At 65.0% G+C, this 16,269-nt stretch carries 15 protein-coding genes; 1 reads left to right on the forward strand and 14 read right to left on the reverse strand.

What is annotated here, in order from left to right; genetic code table 11:
• Positions 1-22: 22 nt before the first annotated feature.
• From ACZ5R1_RS01325 to lptM, 14 genes are all read right to left on the reverse strand, one after another.
• Positions 23-1,270, reverse strand: a complete 1,248-nt coding sequence (locus tag ACZ5R1_RS01325) for a glycosyltransferase family 4 protein (RefSeq protein ID WP_027598157.1) — start codon at positions 1,268-1,270, stop codon at positions 23-25.
• Positions 1,267-2,265, reverse strand: a complete 999-nt coding sequence (locus tag ACZ5R1_RS01330; protein WP_464712770.1) for a glycosyltransferase — start codon at positions 2,263-2,265, stop codon at positions 1,267-1,269. Before ACZ5R1_RS01330 ends, ACZ5R1_RS01325 begins: the two co-directional genes overlap by 4 nt.
• A gap of 33 nt (positions 2,266-2,298) precedes the next feature.
• Entirely contained in the window at positions 2,299-2,829 is a 531-nt protein-coding gene (gene rfaH / locus ACZ5R1_RS01335) for a transcription/translation regulatory transformer protein RfaH (RefSeq protein WP_042135274.1), read from the reverse strand.
• 47 nt (positions 2,830-2,876) lie between these two features.
• Positions 2,877-5,090, reverse strand: coding sequence for a polysaccharide biosynthesis tyrosine autokinase (locus ACZ5R1_RS01340; RefSeq protein WP_027598160.1), 2,214 nt, complete (start codon positions 5,088-5,090; stop codon positions 2,877-2,879).
• 57 nt (positions 5,091-5,147) lie between these two features.
• Positions 5,148-6,083, reverse strand: a complete 936-nt coding sequence (locus tag ACZ5R1_RS01345) for a glycosyltransferase family 2 protein (protein ID WP_007161387.1) — start codon at positions 6,081-6,083, stop codon at positions 5,148-5,150.
• A gap of 1 nt (position 6,084) precedes the next feature.
• On the reverse strand, positions 6,085-7,620 hold the full coding sequence (locus ACZ5R1_RS01350; RefSeq protein WP_027600347.1) for a lipopolysaccharide biosynthesis protein: 1,536 nt from the start codon (positions 7,618-7,620) through the stop codon (positions 6,085-6,087).
• Positions 7,621-7,639: 19 nt separating this feature from the next.
• The gene (locus ACZ5R1_RS01355) at positions 7,640-8,812 is read right to left on the reverse strand and encodes a DegT/DnrJ/EryC1/StrS family aminotransferase (RefSeq protein ID WP_007161385.1); all 1,173 of its coding nucleotides are present in this window, start codon (positions 8,810-8,812) and stop codon (positions 7,640-7,642) included.
• Between the two features lie 44 nt (positions 8,813-8,856).
• Positions 8,857-10,236 (reverse strand): pyridine nucleotide-disulfide oxidoreductase, encoded by a 1,380-nt coding sequence (locus ACZ5R1_RS01360; RefSeq protein ID WP_464712771.1) that lies wholly within the window; start codon positions 10,234-10,236, stop codon positions 8,857-8,859.
• Between the two features lie 989 nt (positions 10,237-11,225).
• Positions 11,226-11,918, reverse strand: coding sequence for an HAD family hydrolase (locus ACZ5R1_RS01365; RefSeq protein WP_027598162.1), 693 nt, complete (start codon positions 11,916-11,918; stop codon positions 11,226-11,228).
• Positions 11,915-12,808 (reverse strand): tyrosine recombinase XerC, encoded by an 894-nt coding sequence (gene xerC, locus ACZ5R1_RS01370; protein ID WP_027598163.1) that lies wholly within the window; start codon positions 12,806-12,808, stop codon positions 11,915-11,917. Before xerC ends, ACZ5R1_RS01365 begins: the two co-directional genes overlap by 4 nt.
• Before the next feature lie 15 nt (positions 12,809-12,823).
• A complete protein-coding gene (locus tag ACZ5R1_RS01375) occupies positions 12,824-13,510 on the reverse strand; it encodes a DUF484 family protein (protein ID WP_007161381.1) in 687 nt (228 codons plus the stop codon).
• A complete protein-coding gene (gene dapF, locus ACZ5R1_RS01380) occupies positions 13,507-14,337 on the reverse strand; it encodes a diaminopimelate epimerase (protein ID WP_007161380.1) in 831 nt (276 codons plus the stop codon). Before dapF ends, ACZ5R1_RS01375 begins: the two co-directional genes overlap by 4 nt.
• 10 nt (positions 14,338-14,347) lie before the next feature.
• Positions 14,348-15,595 carry a diaminopimelate decarboxylase gene (gene lysA / locus ACZ5R1_RS01385; protein WP_464712772.1) on the reverse strand — a complete coding sequence of 416 codons (1,248 nt, stop codon included), beginning with the start codon at positions 15,593-15,595 and terminating at the stop codon, positions 14,348-14,350.
• Between the two features lie 9 nt (positions 15,596-15,604).
• On the reverse strand, positions 15,605-15,730 hold the full coding sequence (gene lptM / locus ACZ5R1_RS01390; RefSeq protein WP_007161378.1) for an LPS translocon maturation chaperone LptM: 126 nt from the start codon (positions 15,728-15,730) through the stop codon (positions 15,605-15,607).
• Positions 15,731-15,899: 169 nt separating this feature from the next.
• Between lptM and cyaY the strand changes: the two genes are divergently transcribed.
• Positions 15,900-16,229: an iron donor protein CyaY gene (cyaY, locus tag ACZ5R1_RS01395; protein ID WP_027598165.1), complete on the forward strand. Its 330-nt coding sequence runs from the start codon at positions 15,900-15,902 to the stop codon at positions 16,227-16,229.
• Positions 16,230-16,269: the final 40 nt, after the last annotated feature.

Here is a 16,269-nt window from a genome sequence, read left to right on the forward strand (position 1 = left end):
CGTTGCCGTGACCTGGGGTGGATCAGTTGGAAAGCTGTGTGTGAGGTACGAGAAGCGGCTTGGTGGAGCCGTGTTGCGCCTTGCCCAGGACGTCCTCGAAGAGCGCCTGGTACTGGTCGAGCATGGTGTCCATGCTCAGCAGATCGGCCACCGCGGTGCGGCTCAGCAGACTCAGGCGCTGGCGCAGCTCGGTATCGTCATGCAGGCACTGCAGGGCGCGGCCCAGGGAGTCGCGGTCGTCGGGGTTGCAGAGCAGCCCGTTGACGCCGTCGCGGACGATCTCCGGCAGGCCGCCCATGCGGCTGGCGATGACCGGCTTCTGGAAGGCACAGGCCTCGACGGCGACCATGCCGAAGGGCTCGGCCCACAGCGACGGCGCGACGAAGACGTCGATGTTCCGGTAGAAGGCTTCAGGCTTCTGATAACCGACGAAGCTGACCTTTTGCGGATCGGCCATGGCCTTGAGCTGGGCTTCGTAGTCCAGCTGGCCCTTGCCGGCGATGGTCAGGGTCGCGTTGAGCGACAGCCGCTGGAATTGCTCGATCAGCCAGCCCACACCCTTGTTTTCCGACAGGGTGCCCATGTAGCCGAAGCGGACGACGCCGTCCGGACTGGGGGTCGCGGTCTCGGCATTGCTGCCGGCGATCAGGCTGGCGTTGTGGATGACCTGGCGCGGAACGCCGCTGAAGTAGCCCTTGTTCACGATGGTATCCAGCAGGTACCGGCTGACGCCGACGACGGCATCCACCTTGGCGGACTGCTCGGCATGGGGCCGGCGCAGGGCCGCGCAGCTGCCACAGAGTTTCTGGCAGCTCTGGCCCTTCTTGAACAGGGTGTTCTTCGGGCACAGCAGGTACATGTCGTGCAGCACCTGCACGATGGGCACGCCGCTGGCGCGGATCTCGTCCCAGGCCGCGACCGACCAGCCGGACAGGTTGTGGCATACCACCAGGTCCGGCTTTTCCTGTTGCAGCACCTGGCGCAGGGGCGCCCGCATCGCGCTGTTGTACTGGTCGCGAAAGTGCCAGCCGAAGCGCGCCAGCGGACCGGGGCGCTGCTGGGTCAGGGGCCAGTAGAAATTCTTCAGCCCGGCGCGATAGACGCGAACGTCGTTCACCGTCTCCTGCCGCACACCCTGCTCGGGACCGGTCACCAGCACGGCCACGTCGTGACCGCGCTGCTGGAAGCCTTCCACGCTGCGTTGCAGGATGAGCTCCGCGCCACCGCCCACATGGGGCGGATAGAAGCTGTTGAGAAAGAGCAGTTTCATAGCGGATAGCTGCGGTTTATCCCCAGCGCGCCGGTTTCGCCGTCCTGGACCGCCTGCCGGATCAGCGCCAGGCGCTGACGGCTCTTGTCGTCACGGGCGAACAGCTTGAGCAGGGTGTGGAAGACATAGCGGTTGAGGCTGTACATCGGCCGGGAGCTGGCCCAGACGTTCTTGTCGAACCAGGCCTGGTTGCGCGCGGCGTAGTAGGCGCGGAAGTCCGAGCCGGCCTGCAGATAGTTCTGGTAGACGTTACTGGTGCCTTCCTTGATGTTCCAGGAGTGCTCCAGCTCTTCGAGTTCCGCCTCGGTGACCATGAACAGCTTTCCGCCGGCCTGGGTGATGCGGTAGGTGTACTCGGTGTCGTCGGAATAGAGCACCAGTTCGCGCAGGGGCAGGCCGATGCGCTCATAGAGGCTGCGGTGGGCGAGCATGCCGCCATAGGGGGCGAAGGGCAGCTCGACCAGGGCTTCCGGCTGGCCACCGCGCGGACGGCCCCAGGGCAGGCGGCGCCAGATCTTGTAGGGGATGCGGGCCACGTGGAAGCCGAAGTAGCTCGAACGTGGCTGGGTGATCATCTTGGTCGGGATGCACTGGGCGATGTCGGCCTGCTGGGTCGGCCGGTAGCCGAGCACGGCGACCTTGTCGTGGCCATGGGCGGCGCCGAGTTCGCCGAGGCGCCGGTGCAGGACGTCGAGGGCATCGCCCAGGGGGGCGTTGTCGTCGTCCATCATCCAGATATGGGTGGTGTCGGTGGCCAGGGCCGCTTCCAGGGCCACGGCGTAACCGTTGGCGGAACCGGTGTTCTCGCTCAGGGCGATCACCTTGACCTGACCGGGCCAGCGGGCTTCGAGGCTATCCAGTGACACCGTCGCCGCATTGCTCACCACGATGACCTGCTGGATGGTGCGCTCGGCCAGGGCGCGGGTGACGAGCTGCTCCAGGTAGCAGAGGCGATTGCCGTAGGTGACGGTAACGACCGTGGTTTTGCATTGCATGAAGAGACTCTCCAAAGGGCCTTGGGTACTGGGTCAGGCGCGCAGCCGTTGGCTGACGGGGGCCGCTGCCGACAATTGATCGAGAGCGACGCTGACCCGCTGTTCGCGCTGCAGGATGCGCAGCAGGATGATGGCTCGCTCATTGCCATCAGCACTCAGGAACACGGCGTCCATTTCCAGCTCCTGACTGTATTGCACCCGCACGGCCGCGCCGGGCTGGTGGGCGGGTGCAGGCTCCGCCAGGGCGGCGAGCCGCTGACGGATATCGTCGATGATGGCTTCGCTCACCGCCGTCGGCTGGGTGCCGAAGCTGACGATGCGATTGACGCCGCGCGTCGAGCGGATGGGGTACCAGTTGTCGTTCACGTCATTGAGCTGGATGAACAGGTACCCCGGGAACAGCGATTCGCTGCCGGCCGCGCGACTTCTGCCGGACGCCTTGCGCTCGCGCTGGGGCCGGAAGCAGACATAGCCCTGTCTGCTCAGGTTTTCTTCGGCGCGGGCCTCCTGATTGGGCTTGGTCTGCACCAGGTACCAGTGACCGGCGGGATGGGCGAGCGTCATGGGCGAGTTCCTTCTCTTGGGGCTATCGGTCGCGACGGAGCGGCGTATCAGGTACGGGGGCCGTATTCGTAGTAGCCGTAGACGCCATCGTCTTCCATGGACGTCGAGGCCTTGCGCTGCACGCCGTTGAGGATGGCGCCCTTGATGGTGATGCCGTTCTGGGCGAAGCGGCGACGGGAGTTCTCCACCGCCTTGAGGGTGCTCTGGCCGAAACGGGTGACCAGCAGGGTGGTGCCGGCGAGGCGACCCACCAGGGCGGCATCGGTCACCGCCAGGATCGGCGGGGTATCGATGATCACCAGGTCGTAGAGGCTGCCCACTTCGTCCAGCAGACGGGAGAAGTTGGCGTGCATCAGTAGCTCCGAGGGATTCGGCGCGGCCTGACCACAGCTGATGATGTCCAGCTGGGCGATACCGCTCGGCACGATGGCTTCACGCAGCTTGCTGCGACCGGTCAGCAGCTCGGACAGGCCGGCTTGCGGCTGCAGGCCGAACACGCGGTGCAGATAGCCCTTGCGCATGTCGGCGTCGATCAGCAGCACGCGCTGACCCGACTGGGCGACCACCGCGGCGAGGTTGCTGGAGACGAAGGACTTGCCGACGCCCGGGGTCGGGCTGGAAATCATGATCACCCGGTTCTTGGCTTCCAGCATGGCGAAGTGCAGGCTGGATCTCAGGCTGCGCAGGGATTCCACCGCCAGGTTGGCCGGCTGCACCACGCTCAGCAGATTGGGTTCGCCGGTACGGGTCTTCTTCTTCAGGCGACGGTTCAGGCGCTCCTGGTCCTTGGTGAAGGGCAGGGTGGAATAGACCGGCAGGCCGATCTGCTCGACGGTGTCCGGATTCTCGATGCCCTTCTGGAAGGCCTGGCGGACGAAGACCACCACCACCGAGGTCACCAGACCCAGCAGCAGCGACAGGATCAGCGCGATCTTGCGGTTGGTGGCCGGCTCGTCGAGGTTGACGTCGGCGTTGTCGACCAGGCGCACGTTGCCGATGGTGCCGGCACGGATGATGTCCTGTTCTTGGGCCTGGTTGAGCAGCAGCTGATAGGTCTGGTTGGTGACCTTCATGTCGCGGTTCAGGCGCAGCAGCTCCTGCTGGGTGCTCGGCAGGGCCTCCACCTTGCGCTGCAGGCTGCGTTTTTCCACTTCCAGCTGGGCGAGCTGGTTCAGCAGGGTCTTGTAGCTGGGGTGATCGCGGGTATAGAGGCGATCGTATTCGGCCTGCTTGAGCTTGAGCTGGGAAATGGAGGTATCGAGGGTGACGATCTTGTCCAGGACCGCCTTGGTTTCCAGGCTGATGTCCACGGAGCGGCTGTTGGTCTGGTAGTTGTTCAGGGCCGCTTCGGCGCTTTCCAGGTCCTTGCGCACCGCCGGCAGCTGGCCACGGAGGAAGTCCAGGCGCTGGGCGGCTTCGGCCGAGCTGCGCTCGACGTTCTGCAGCACGTACAGGCGGCTGATCTCGGACAGGACGCTCTTGGCCAGATCGGGATTCTCGTCGGCCAGGGACAGGTAGATGATCCCCGACTCCTTGCCCGCTTCGCTGGTCTTGATGCGGTTCTGATAGAGCTGCGCGGTGGTGATGACGCGGTTGCGGGTCACCTTGAATTCGGTACCGGGACGCGCGGTCAGGGTCTTGATCTGCATGCGGTAGCCGTTACCGCTGGCCATCTGGCCGACCTGGCCGTCGAGCAGGGGCTGCTTGTCCTTGTCCAGCAGGCGGTAGCGACCATTGCTGCCGGCCACCACGGTCAGGGTTTCACCGTACATGTCGTCCGGCACGTCGAACTGGAAGACGTCGATCTGTTCGCCGCCCCAGGCGAAGCCGCGCAGTTGCGGCCAGCTGTCCGCCAGCTGACCCGGCTTTTCGGCTTCGTAGTGGCGCCACAGGTAGTGGCCGATAAGTGGGAAGAAGCGCGGCTTGGCCTCGATGTCCAGGCGCAGGTTCTCCACAGTCTTGGTCAGCACCGCGCGCGACTTCAGCAGCTCGATCTCGGCTACCGCCGGCGAGGCGGAGTTGGGTCGCACCACGGTCTCGGCGACCGCCGTGAGCGCGTTCTTCTTGGGTTCGATCTGGATCATCGCCCCGGCGACGTATTGCGGAGTCGACAGCACGGCATAGGTGATGCCCACGGCCAGAAAACCCGCGGTGATGCCCGCGATCAGCTTCTTGTGATCAAGAAGCGTGAGGGCCATCGTCTTGAGGTCCAGATGTTGTTCTTCGTGTTGTTCGAACGAAGAGCGCTGCATGACGGTCATTGGGGTCCCTTCCTTTTAGCTGGATACAGCGCAGCCGGAAAACTGCTCTGCGTAAGTTCAGTAGGTGACGCGCTTGGGGGCGAAGCGTCGGCCGATGTTGAGGGTGATGTTGCTTACCGCCCGCAGGAGCGCCTTGACCTTCTGCGTCGGCGGAATCGAGGACAGCGAAAGACTCAGGACCTGGCGCAGGAAGAAGACATGCAGGTCGCGTTCGCCCAGGCGGTAGTAGTAGTTGGCCAGGCAGTACTGGGTGTGGAGATCCATCTGCAGGCGCTTCTGGCTGGCGCGCATGGAAAAGATCCCGCCCTCGTGCACGCGGTAGGCGGCGGGGCGGATCTCGTCCATGAACTTGCCCTTGCCGTGGGCACCCAGCAGCGACCACCAGACGATGTCCATGAGCGCGGCGGTTTCCAGCTCCGGCGGCAGTTCGCGCAGGACGTTGCGGAAGCAGGCGGTCAGGGTCGACAGCGGCAGGGCCTTCTTCAGGTCGGTTTCGCTGCGATCGTAGTGATCCTGGCCATTGAACCGCTGCGGATTGACGATCCCCGTGCTGTTGAAGGCATAGGAGGCGTGGAAGGTCAGGGCGTAGTCCCGGTTGTTCTCCAGGAAGTCCACCTGCAGCTGCAGCTTGCGCGGATCGTTCCAGTAGTCGTCGCCTTCGCAATAGGCGATGTAGTCGCCGCGGGCGTGCTGGAACACCGGCATGCCATAGGGCTTGCCCTGGCTGTACTGGTTTTCCTTTTGCAGGATCAGGCGGATCAGCCGGGGGTAGCGGCGCTCGTAGTCCTGGAGGATTTCCCGGGTGCCATCGGTCGAGGCGTCGTCGTTGACGATGATCTCGAAGGGGAAATCGGTCTGCTGGCGCAGGAAGCCGTCGATGGCCTGGCCGATGTAATCACGATGGTTGAAGGTCAGGCAGACGATGCTGGCGACCGGCCGACTGCAATTCGTCGGCCAGTGCTTCATGATCTCTGCTTCGGTCCGAGCGTCCATGTCAGATACCTGCTTTGTAGAGTTGGGAAAACAGGCGCGAGCGGGTCTGTTTCGGAGAACAGAGCACGTAGCTCAGCGCCATCAGCACCAGGGTCAGGCCACCGCCCAGGGCGAGGGTGGCCAGGATGGAGAACCGCTCCTGCGGTTGAATCTCTTGATACAGCAGCTTGCTCAGGCCCACGCCGATGGCGGTCACCACCACGGCCACCAGCAGATCCTGGTTCCAGTAGCGCTGCAGATTCGGCGCGAAGCGGCCGTGGACGATCATCGGCCAGATCACGAAGGGGATCAGGCGCATGAAGAACCAGGCCAGCGCCGCGCCATAGGCGCCGTAGTGCAGGACCACCAGGATCACGATGGGCACCGAGATGGCCGCCGATACCAGGCTGTACCAGACGTGCAGGCGCAACTTGCCGTAGGCGTACTGCAGGTAGAACTGGAACTGGCTGAGGGCGAGCAGCGCCGAGCCCAGGGCGTACCAGAACAGGATCGGCTCGCTCCAGTGGGCGGAGACCTTGTCGCCGGTCCAGGCAAAGACCAGCGCCTCGCCATGGAAGGCCACCATGGCCGCCAGCGGCAGCAGGATGGCGAAGGCGAAGCGCGCCGCGTTGCGATAGAGCCGTTCCAGTTCGAGCGGCTTGTCTTGGGACACCAGCACCGTCATGCGTGGCAACAGCGCCTGCACCAGCGGATTGGTCAGGGTCACGATGCCGGTGGAGATCAGCGCCACCAGGCTGAAGTAGCCGTACTCGGCCAGGGGCAGCGCCTTGGACAGCACCAGCTTGTCGAGCTGGGTCAGGGCGATCCACAGGATCGAGGTAAAGGACATGCTCAGGGCGAAGGGCACGATGGGCTTGACCCGCTGCCAGTCGAAGCCGCTCCACCAGGTGGGGTTGGGCAGCAGGCGATAGGCCTTGAGCGCATAGACCAGCATCTCGAACACGGCGACGAAGGCCTGGAACACGAAGAAGTCCAGCGGCTCCTGGGAAATCCACATCACCAGGACCAGGCCGCCGAAGTAGCGCACCGTGGCGATCAGCACGTTGACCATGTTCAGCCAGCCGTGCAGCTCGACCCCCTGGACGCCGCTCTTGTACAGCGTCGACAGCAGGCGGAAGGCGATCATCAGCCCCATCAGGCCGATGCAGTGGGCCACGGTCTCGGTGGGCAGGCCCTGGACGTTGAGCCAATGCCCCGCCATCCACTCCGAATTCAGCTCGATGGCGACGAAGGCCAGGGTCGCCAGGGGGATGAAGATGAATTCCAGCGAGCGCAGCAGCTGGCCGCGGGTACGCCCCGCGCCGGTCTGACCGCGGCCGTGGGCGACGTCGCGGACCAGCGAGGCGGAAATGCCGACGTCGAGGAGTTGCAGCCAGGTCTGCAGCACGGCGAAGAAGCCGATCAGACCATAGGTTTCGGCACCCAGATGACCGAGATACATCGGCTGGATCAAGATGCCGATCAGCAGCGCATAGGCTTGGCCGGCATAGTTGATCAGGGTGTTGCGCAACACCGACACTTTCGCGGGACTGGTCATGGGAGATAGCGGGCCAGGGTCAGGTTAGAACAGGAGAGGAGTCGCCGGGAAAATCCCAGCTCGGCAGCAGCTGTGCCGGGGTGATGAGTGCCCGCAAGGATTCCATGCTGGTCTTTTTCTGCTGCGCCAGGAGCAGGGTGTCGATCAGCAGGTCCTGGGTCGCCTGCGGCAGGTCCGGATAGAGCGGCACGCAGAGGATGCGGTGACTCAGCTTGCGCGAGACCGGCTTGATCGCCTGGGGCTGCAGGTAATCCAGGGTTTCCAGCGACGGATAGAAGTAGCGGCGCGGATTGATGCCGACGGCGTTCAGCGCCTTCTTGGTATCCAGCAGACTCGGCTCGTCGCGCAGGGCCACCGGGAAGTAGCTGTAGTTCAGCTGGGTCCCGTAGGTGGGGCGCTGCAGGTCGAAGGCGCCCTGCAGGCGTCTTTCATAGTGCTGACCGATGACGGCGCGGCGGGCCAGGATGTCTTCCAGCTCGTCGAGGATGCACAGCCCCATGGCCGCGGAGACCTCGTTGAGCTTGGCGTTGATGCCGACGCCCTCGATGCGCTCGGCATCGACGATGCCGAAGTTGATCATGCGGCGGACGCGCTCGGCGAGTTCGTCGTCCTCGGTGATGATCGCGCCGCCTTCGATGGTGTGGAACAGCTTGGTGGCGTGGAAGCTGACGGTGGTGATGTCGCCCCACTGCAGTACCGAGCGGCCTTCGAACAGGGTGCCGAAGGCATGGGCGCCGTCGTAGACGACCTTCAGGCCGTGGCGCTGGGCGACCTGCTGCAGGCCGCGGACGTCGCAGGGATTGCCGAACACGTGGGTGGCGACGATGGCCGAGGTGTCAGGCTCAATGGCGGCCTCGACGTTGGCCGGATCCAGGTTCCAGGTTTCCGGGTGGATGTCGGCGAACACCGGCCGGATCCCTTCCCAGTGCAGGGTGCTGGTGGTGGCGACAAAGCTGAACGGCGTGGTGATGGCACTGCCGGTCAGGCCCAGGGCGCGATAGGCGACCTGCAGGGCCAGGGTACCGTTGTTGACCAGGATGATGTTTCTGACGCCCAGATAGTCGCGCAGGCGCTCTTCGAGTTGCGCGTGCAAAGGGCCCTGGTTGGTGATCCAGTTGTTGGCGTAGATCTTGTCGATATACGCCTTGAAGCGTTCCTTATCGCCAAGGTAGGGCTTGGTCACATTGATCATGATCCGGTACCTGCTTATCGAGTCCTTGATACGTGTCGGTTCGGTCAAGCGTGCTCGGCGACCGGGCTGGCCGGTTGCCGGAAGGAGGCGCCGGGCTTGTCCAGGCGCTCCAGAACCGACTCCAGGGCCTCGCGACTGGCATCGTTGTGGAACTGCCAGACCCCGTAGATGCGTCCGGAAAAGGACGCTTCGCTTCCCAGGCGGGGATCCACCGCCAATCCCGAGCCCAGGCCGAACAGGTGCAGGCCCTTGAGGCGCTGGCCGTGCTGGTCCAGCGGACTGCCGGCGGCGTCGGAGTCCAGGCCGCCGCGCAGGGTGCGCAGGGTCAGCGGCCGGCCGTCCTGGCAGCGCAGCTCGGGCACTATGGGTTGGTAACCCATGCCCTGGACCAGCAGGGCGGCGCTGTCGAACAGCGTCTGGGCGCTGGCGAGCTGGTCGGCGCCACCATCCAGCTGCAGCGTCCTGACCTTGACCGGGGTGCCGCCGATGCCCTGACCGGCAAGGACCTGGCGACCGATCTCGTGGGCGCGGTAGCGCAGTCCGCCGGAACGGTTGACCCGCTTGGAAATGGGGCAGATGTCCTGGATCGGGTCGAAGTCGTAGCCGGCGGCCAGGGCTTCGGCGGCGGTCTCGTAGAACAGCCGGATCGGCGAGCGATGGACCAGGGTCAGCTCGCGCAGACCATCGTGGTGCAGGGCGCTGGCCAGGTTGTCCAGGGCGGAGAAGGCACTGTGGGAGCCGCCGACCACGCAGATCGGACCGCCATCCTTGAGGCGCGCCCGATAGCGCTGGCGCAGGGCCTCGGGTTGCAGGCGCAGCAGATTGTCGGAGCTGTCCATCGAGGCGCTCTGGGGCAGCTGCAGGCCCATGGCCTGGATGCTTTCCTCGAAGCTGTGGCGGGTCTGCTGGCCACCCAGGTTGAGGACTAGGCTGGAGGTGCGCACGCGGCGGATGGCACCGGCCTGTTCCAGCCAGACGACATAGCTCGAGCCTTCGCAGGTCACTTCGGTGATGCGGGTCTGGCGCCAGGTGGGGATGCCGTACTGGCGTTCGAGCCAGGGCAGGACCAGGCCGGCGGCCTGCTGGAAGAGCTGGCCGACGATGGGCAGCGCCGGCGCTTCCTGGGAATTCAGCTTGAGGTGGCGAAAGGTCGGCGAGGCCTGCAGCGGGGCCAGGATGGGCGCCAGCAGGGGATCGCGCAGGCAGTCCAGAAAGACGTCGCTGACCGAGTTGGCGATGATCTGATAGTCACCCAGCTTGCCGGCGCCGAGTTCGGTCCCGGCATCGACGATGATGGTGCCGGCCTGGGCCAGCTGCTCCAGGGCGCCACGCTTGATGGCATTGAACAGGAATCCCAGGCCCGCCGGACCGGCGCCGCCAATTAGACATCCTAATGTCGATTCCGATAGATCATTCCTTGCCATCGGGGCATCCTCTCTGTGCGCAATCGGGGCGCAATTAACGTGGTAGAAACTGGCTTTCGCAGTGCCCGGCAGTCAGCAAGAAATTCAAGAGATCGTTTTAATCTTTATTGATTGAGTGACCGTCTGATGAACGTCGGTCAGTACCGGTCCCAGCCATTGCCGGTAATTAATTCGAAAGTATCGGCGCCGGGTGTACAGCAACTTGCTCACGGCCATCTGCCGAAGACTTGCGATCTTTACCCGCTGATTCCGGCCACACTGCGTGCCGCCTTAAGGGTGCTGAAGTTCGTTTGGCTGGGCAGCCACTCGCCCGCCTGTTGCAGGCAAGACTGAAGTGGCATGAGCGAAAAGAGTTAAGTCCAGTTCAGGTGACATCCATGTAGTCCTGCAGGTGCTCGCTGGCACGGTGATCGTCCCCTGCTGTCCAGTGCCTGGGCATGGCTACCGCACAGGTTTGCCGTGTCTTGGGTGGTAACCGGTCCGGTCGGGACATGGCTACCGCACGGGTTTGCACCTGGACGGGATGAACAGAGGGTTATTTACCGATATCAAGACCCGACAACGCAGAAAACAGGAACTTGAAAAGCCATCGGCGAGACGCAGAGGAGGGGGAGGTAATGCTGTCTTCCCTGACCTGTACGGCAGCAGGTTCAGCGCGCAATCCCAGCGCTACTTCGAACCTGGGGCAATGATTGTCAAAAGGGTTTGGACTGTCAACGCGAGGTCCGAACGGCAAATCCGGCCAGCGAGACGGCTATTAATGCCGTTGATCCGGGTGAATCGGCGGCCAAATGAGGTGTGCTTGGCAAAAAAACGGCCGAGGCCGAAGCTTTTGGTGAAGGGAGTCGCAAAGCCTCTGCCAGGCAAGGCAATAAATGTGACGAATATTTTGGCGATTGGTTAACAGAACCCAGGGGTCTAGTAGATGGCTGGCGAGCGGAAATAAATCAGCTTTTCGCTATTTAGTATTGCTAATGTTTTCCGCTGGCTTACCAGCCTGCCAGGACGGCGGGAAGCTCGCTCAAGCTGCGGACCTCCGCATCCGGTTGGCCAGGCCCCTGCCAGGGATGCTGCAGGGGATTGAACCAGACGGCGCGAATGCCGGCGCGCTGGGCGCCCTGGACGTCATCCACGGGGTTATCGCCCACGTGCACGGTGGCTTCGGCGGGAATGCCGGTGAGGCGCAGCGCTTCGCGAAAGGGCGTGGGATCGGGTTTGCCGATGCCCAGCTGCTCGGCATTCAGGGCGAAGCGGAAATAGTCGGCCAGGCCGATGGTCTGGACGTCCGCATTGCCATTGGTCAGCACCCCCAGGGTGTAGCGATCGGCGAGTTGCTCCAGGGTGGGGTGGACGTCATCGAACAGGGTGACCTGCTGGCGGGCGGCCAGATAGACCGCGAAGCCCGCTTCGGCCAGCTGCGCGGCCTCGGGTTCGCCATAGCCGGCATCGAGCAGCGCCTGATGGATGACCCGGCGGCGCAGCTCGCTGACCCGGTGCCTGAGACCGGCGTCCTCTTGCAGCAGGCGATCGCGAATCGCCCAGAGGTGCTCGACCGGCACGCTGCCCAGCCGCGGCGCGGAGGCGGCGAACCAGTCACGCAGCAGGGCTTCGGCGGAGTGGATGACCGGGGCGATTTCCCAGAGGGTGTCGTCGAGGTCGAAGGTCACGAGGCGAATCGTCATCGGCTGGCCTTGCGCTTGGCGCGGGGGTGCGCCTTGTCATAGACCTCGGCGAGCTGGCCGAAGTCCAGGTGGGTGTAGATCTGGGTGGTGGCGATGTCGGCGTGGCCGAGCAGCTCCTGGACCGCGCGCAGATCGCCGGAGGCACTGAGCATGTGGCTGGCGAAGCTGTGCCTGAGCATGTGCGGATGCAGATGCTGGCCCAGCTCGCGCACGCCGGCCTCGCGCACCCGCAGCTGTACCGCGCGGGGCGTCAGGCGCAGACCGCGCTGGCCGATGAACAGGGCGTCGTCACGCGGTGCGGCCTGGAGCCGGACCTTGAGCCAGGTCTCCAGGGCGTCGCGGGCCTTGCTGCCGATGGGCAGCACCCGCTCCTTGTTGCCCTTGCCGCGCACCTGGACCAGGCCCTGGGCCAGGTCCACATCCGCCAGGTCCAGCCCCACCAGCTCGGACAGCCGCAGCCCGGAGCTGTAGAACAGCTCCAGCAGGGCCTGGTCGCGCAGGGCGAGGAAGTCGTCCTCCACGGCGCCGTCGAGCAGCTGCATGGAGCGGTCGACATCGAGCACCTTGGGCAGGGCCTTCTGCGCCTTGGGCGGCGAGAGGCCGTGGGCCGGGTCCTGGCTGCAGTGGCCTTCGCGGATCAGATAGAGATAGAAGCCGCGGCAGGCCGACAGCAGCCTCGCCAGGCTGCGACTGGAGGCGCCGGCCCGGTGCAGCTGGGCGATCAGGGCGCGCAGGCGCCGACTGTCCAGGCCGCCCCAGTCGCTCAGGCCTTCGGCTTCGGCGAAGCTCAGCAGCTTGCGCAGGTCGCGCCGGTAGCCGTCGAGGGTGTGGGGCGAAACCTGGCGTTCCAGGCGCAGATGATCGAGATAGGCATCGAGCTGGACCTGCATGCTCCGCTCCCGGGCTCAGCGCACCGTACGCAAGGGGACGGGAAAGCGCGGCAGGACCCGCGCCAGGACTTCCGCCACATGGCTGAGGAACAGGGTGCCCAGGCTGCTGCGATAGTGCTGGGGATCGGGACTGCCGATCGCCAGGACGCCATGCAGGCCCTGGTGGGAGAGGGCGGCGACGGCGGCGGAGCCGACCTCTTCCTTGGCCGAATCACCGAACAGGAAGGCCAGTTCGTGGGCGCGCAGGACGCCGCTGGTGGTCTTCTCGCCGCCCAGCAGGCCACCGATCACCTTTTGCGCCTCGGCGGGGGTGACGCTGCGGCCGACCGGCAGGGGATGCTCGTGGAACAGGATGAGGCCGACGTAGGGCACCTTGAATTCATGGCGCAGGCTGTCTTCGACGGTGCCTATCACCTCTTCGAGGCTGTTGGCGTCGAGCAGGCCGATGATCAGCCGGCGGGTCTTGTCGAACAGCCGGTCGTTGTCCCGCGCCACGTCCATCAGGTGGGTCAGGCGATGGCGCATCTCGCCGTTGCGATCGCGCAAGAGACCGAGTTGCCGCTCGACCAGGGAGATGGCGGTACCCCGCTGATGGGGCACGCGCATCTCCGCCAGCAGCTCTTCGCGATCGGCGAAGAAATGCGGATGATCCAGCAGCCAGTCGGCGACCTGGTCCGCGGTCAGTTCGGGGGTGTCGCTCATACTCTTACCTGGCCTTCGTAGACACGGGTGGCCGGACCGGTCATGAGCACCGATTGACCGACGCCGTCCCACTCGATGTTGAGCAGGCCACCCGGCAATTCGATGCTCACCGGCGATTTCAGCCAGCCCTGGCGGATACCGGCTACCGCGGCGGCGCAGGCACCGGTGCCGCAGGCGCGGGTTTCGCCGACACCGCGTTCCCAGACCCGCAGGCGGGCGCGCTGGGCGTCGATGACCTGCAGGAAGCCGATATTGGCCTTTTGCGGAAAGCGCGGATGGCATTCCAGCTTGGGCCCGAGGGTCAGTACCGGCGCCTGGTCGACGTCGGCGACGCGCAGCACGCCATGGGGATTGCCCATGGAGACCACCGCCAGTTCGACCGTCTCGCCCTCGACCTGAACGGCATGACTCAGGGTCTCCGTCTCGGCGATGAAGGGGATCTCGGCCGCCTGCAGGCGCGGTGCGCCCATGTCCACGCGGACCTGGCCGTCGCCCTTGAGCAGCAGTTCGATGATGCCGCCCTTGGTCTCGACGCGGATCTGCTTCTTGACCGTCAGGCGCTTGTCGAAGACGAAGCGGGCGAAGCAGCGGGCACCGTTGCCGCACTGTTCGACCTCGGAGCCATCGGCGTTGAAGATGCGATAGCGAAAGTCCACGTCCGGGGTGCTGGGGGTCTCGACGATCAGCAGCTGATCGAAGCCGATGCCAGTCTTGCGGTCACCCCACAGACGGACGTGCTTGGGCTGGATGTGCGCGTGCTGGCTGATCAGGTCGAGGACCATGAAGTCGTTGCCCAGACCGTGCATCTTGGTGAAGCGCAGTTGCATGGAACTCCCCTCAGGCCGGCAGCCGGCTCTCGCCCGCGAAGAGTTCTTCCAGCGTCTCGCGCCGACGGACCAGGTGCGCCTGGTCGCCATCCACCATCACCTCGGCGGCACGGCCACGGGTGTTGTAGTTGGAACTCATGGTGAAGCCATAGGCCCCAGCGGAGCGGATGACCAGCAGATCGCCTTCGGCCAGGACCAGCTCGCGGTCCTTGGCGAGGAAGTCGCCGGTCTCGCAGATGGGGCCGACCAGGTCGTAGCGGCGGGCATCGCCCTGGCGCGCAGTCACCGGCTCCACCGCCATCCAGGCCTGGTACAGCGCCGGACGGATCAGGTCGTTCATCGCCGCATCGACGATGGCGAAGTCCTTGTGGGCGGTGTGCTTGAGGTATTCCACGCGGGTCAGCAGGACACCGGCGTTGGCCACGATGAAGCGGCCGGGTTCGAACACCAGCGTCAGGTTACGCCCGGCGATGCGCTCGCGGATGGCCTGGATGTAGTCGCCGGCCAGCGGCGGCTGCTCGTCGCGATAGCGCACGCCCAGGCCGCCACCGAGGTCCAGGTGGCGCAGGACGATACCGCGCTCGGCGAGGCGGTCGATCAGCGCCAGCAAGCGGTCGAGGGCGTCGAGGAAGGGCGGCAGGGTGGTGAGTTGGGAGCCGATGTGGCAGTCCACCCCGAGGATGTCCAGGTTGGGCAGTTCGGCGGCGCGGGCGTAGACCGCCTCGGCGTCGGCGATGTCGATGCCGAACTTGTTTTCCTTGAGGCCGGTGGAGATGTAGGGGTGGGTCCCGGCGTCGACGTCGGGATTGACCCGCAGCGAGATCGGCGCGACCACACCCAGCTCCGCGGCCACCTGTTGCAGCCGTTCCAGCTCGTCGGTGGATTCGACGTTGAAGCAGTGCACGCCCACTTCCAGGGCACGGCGCATGTCGTCACGGGTCTTGCCGACCCCGGAGAACACCACCCGGTGCGGATCGCCACCGGCGGCCAGGACGCGCTCCAGTTCACCGCGGGAAACGATGTCGAAGCCGGCGCCGAGACGGGCCAGGACGTTGAGCACGCCGAGGTTGGAGTTGGCCTTGACGGCAAAGCAGACCAGGTGCGGCAGACCGGCCAGCGCATCGGTATAGGCGCGGTACTGGCCCTCGATGTGCGCTCGCGAGTAGACGTAGGCGGGGGTGCTGAATTCCTGCGCCACGGCGCTCAGGGCTACCCCTTCCGCATGCAGTTCACCTGCACGGACAGCGAAGACTTCCATGGTGGCTCCTTAGAACACGTCGTGGCGGTGTTCTTTGGCGGCTTTCTGGTCGTCGGGCAGGTACAGCGGGCCTTTCTGACCGCAGCCGGCCAGCAGGCAGGCGCAGGCGATGAAGAGAAGAGACAGGCGCTTCATGACGCTAAACCTTTATTCAGGCGAATATTGCCCGGAGTATAACGGGGTTGAACGACTCTTTGACACGCCCGGATGGCTGAAGCGCAGCTGCCGGCCGCCGTCGCGACTGGACGTCATCTGGGCGGCCCGCTACCGTGCGGCGATTCTTTCCCTTCTTTCGAGGATCGTCATGAGCCGGCTCAGCGAAGCGCAATTCCATCACCTCGTCGACCAGACCCAGCGTCAGGTCGAGGACGCCTATGACGACAGCGGTCTGGACCTCGATCTGGAAAATGCCGGTGGCGTGCTGACGATCAAGTTCGACAACGGCAGCCAGGTCATTCTCAGCCGCCAGCCTCCGCTGGTGCAGCTCTGGGTGGCGGCGCGCTCGGGTGGCTATCACTTCGACTGGGATGGCCAGAACTGGATCTGCGACACCTCGTCCGAAACCCTCGGCGCGCTGCTGGTACGGGTGACCCTGGAGCAGACCGGCGAGAGCGTGGCCCTGCCGGGGCTGTAACGACCTGCGGTCGGTGCGGCTTGACCGCTGCCGAGACCCC

Source organism: Pseudomonas sp. Pso3, from assembly GCF_055393275.1.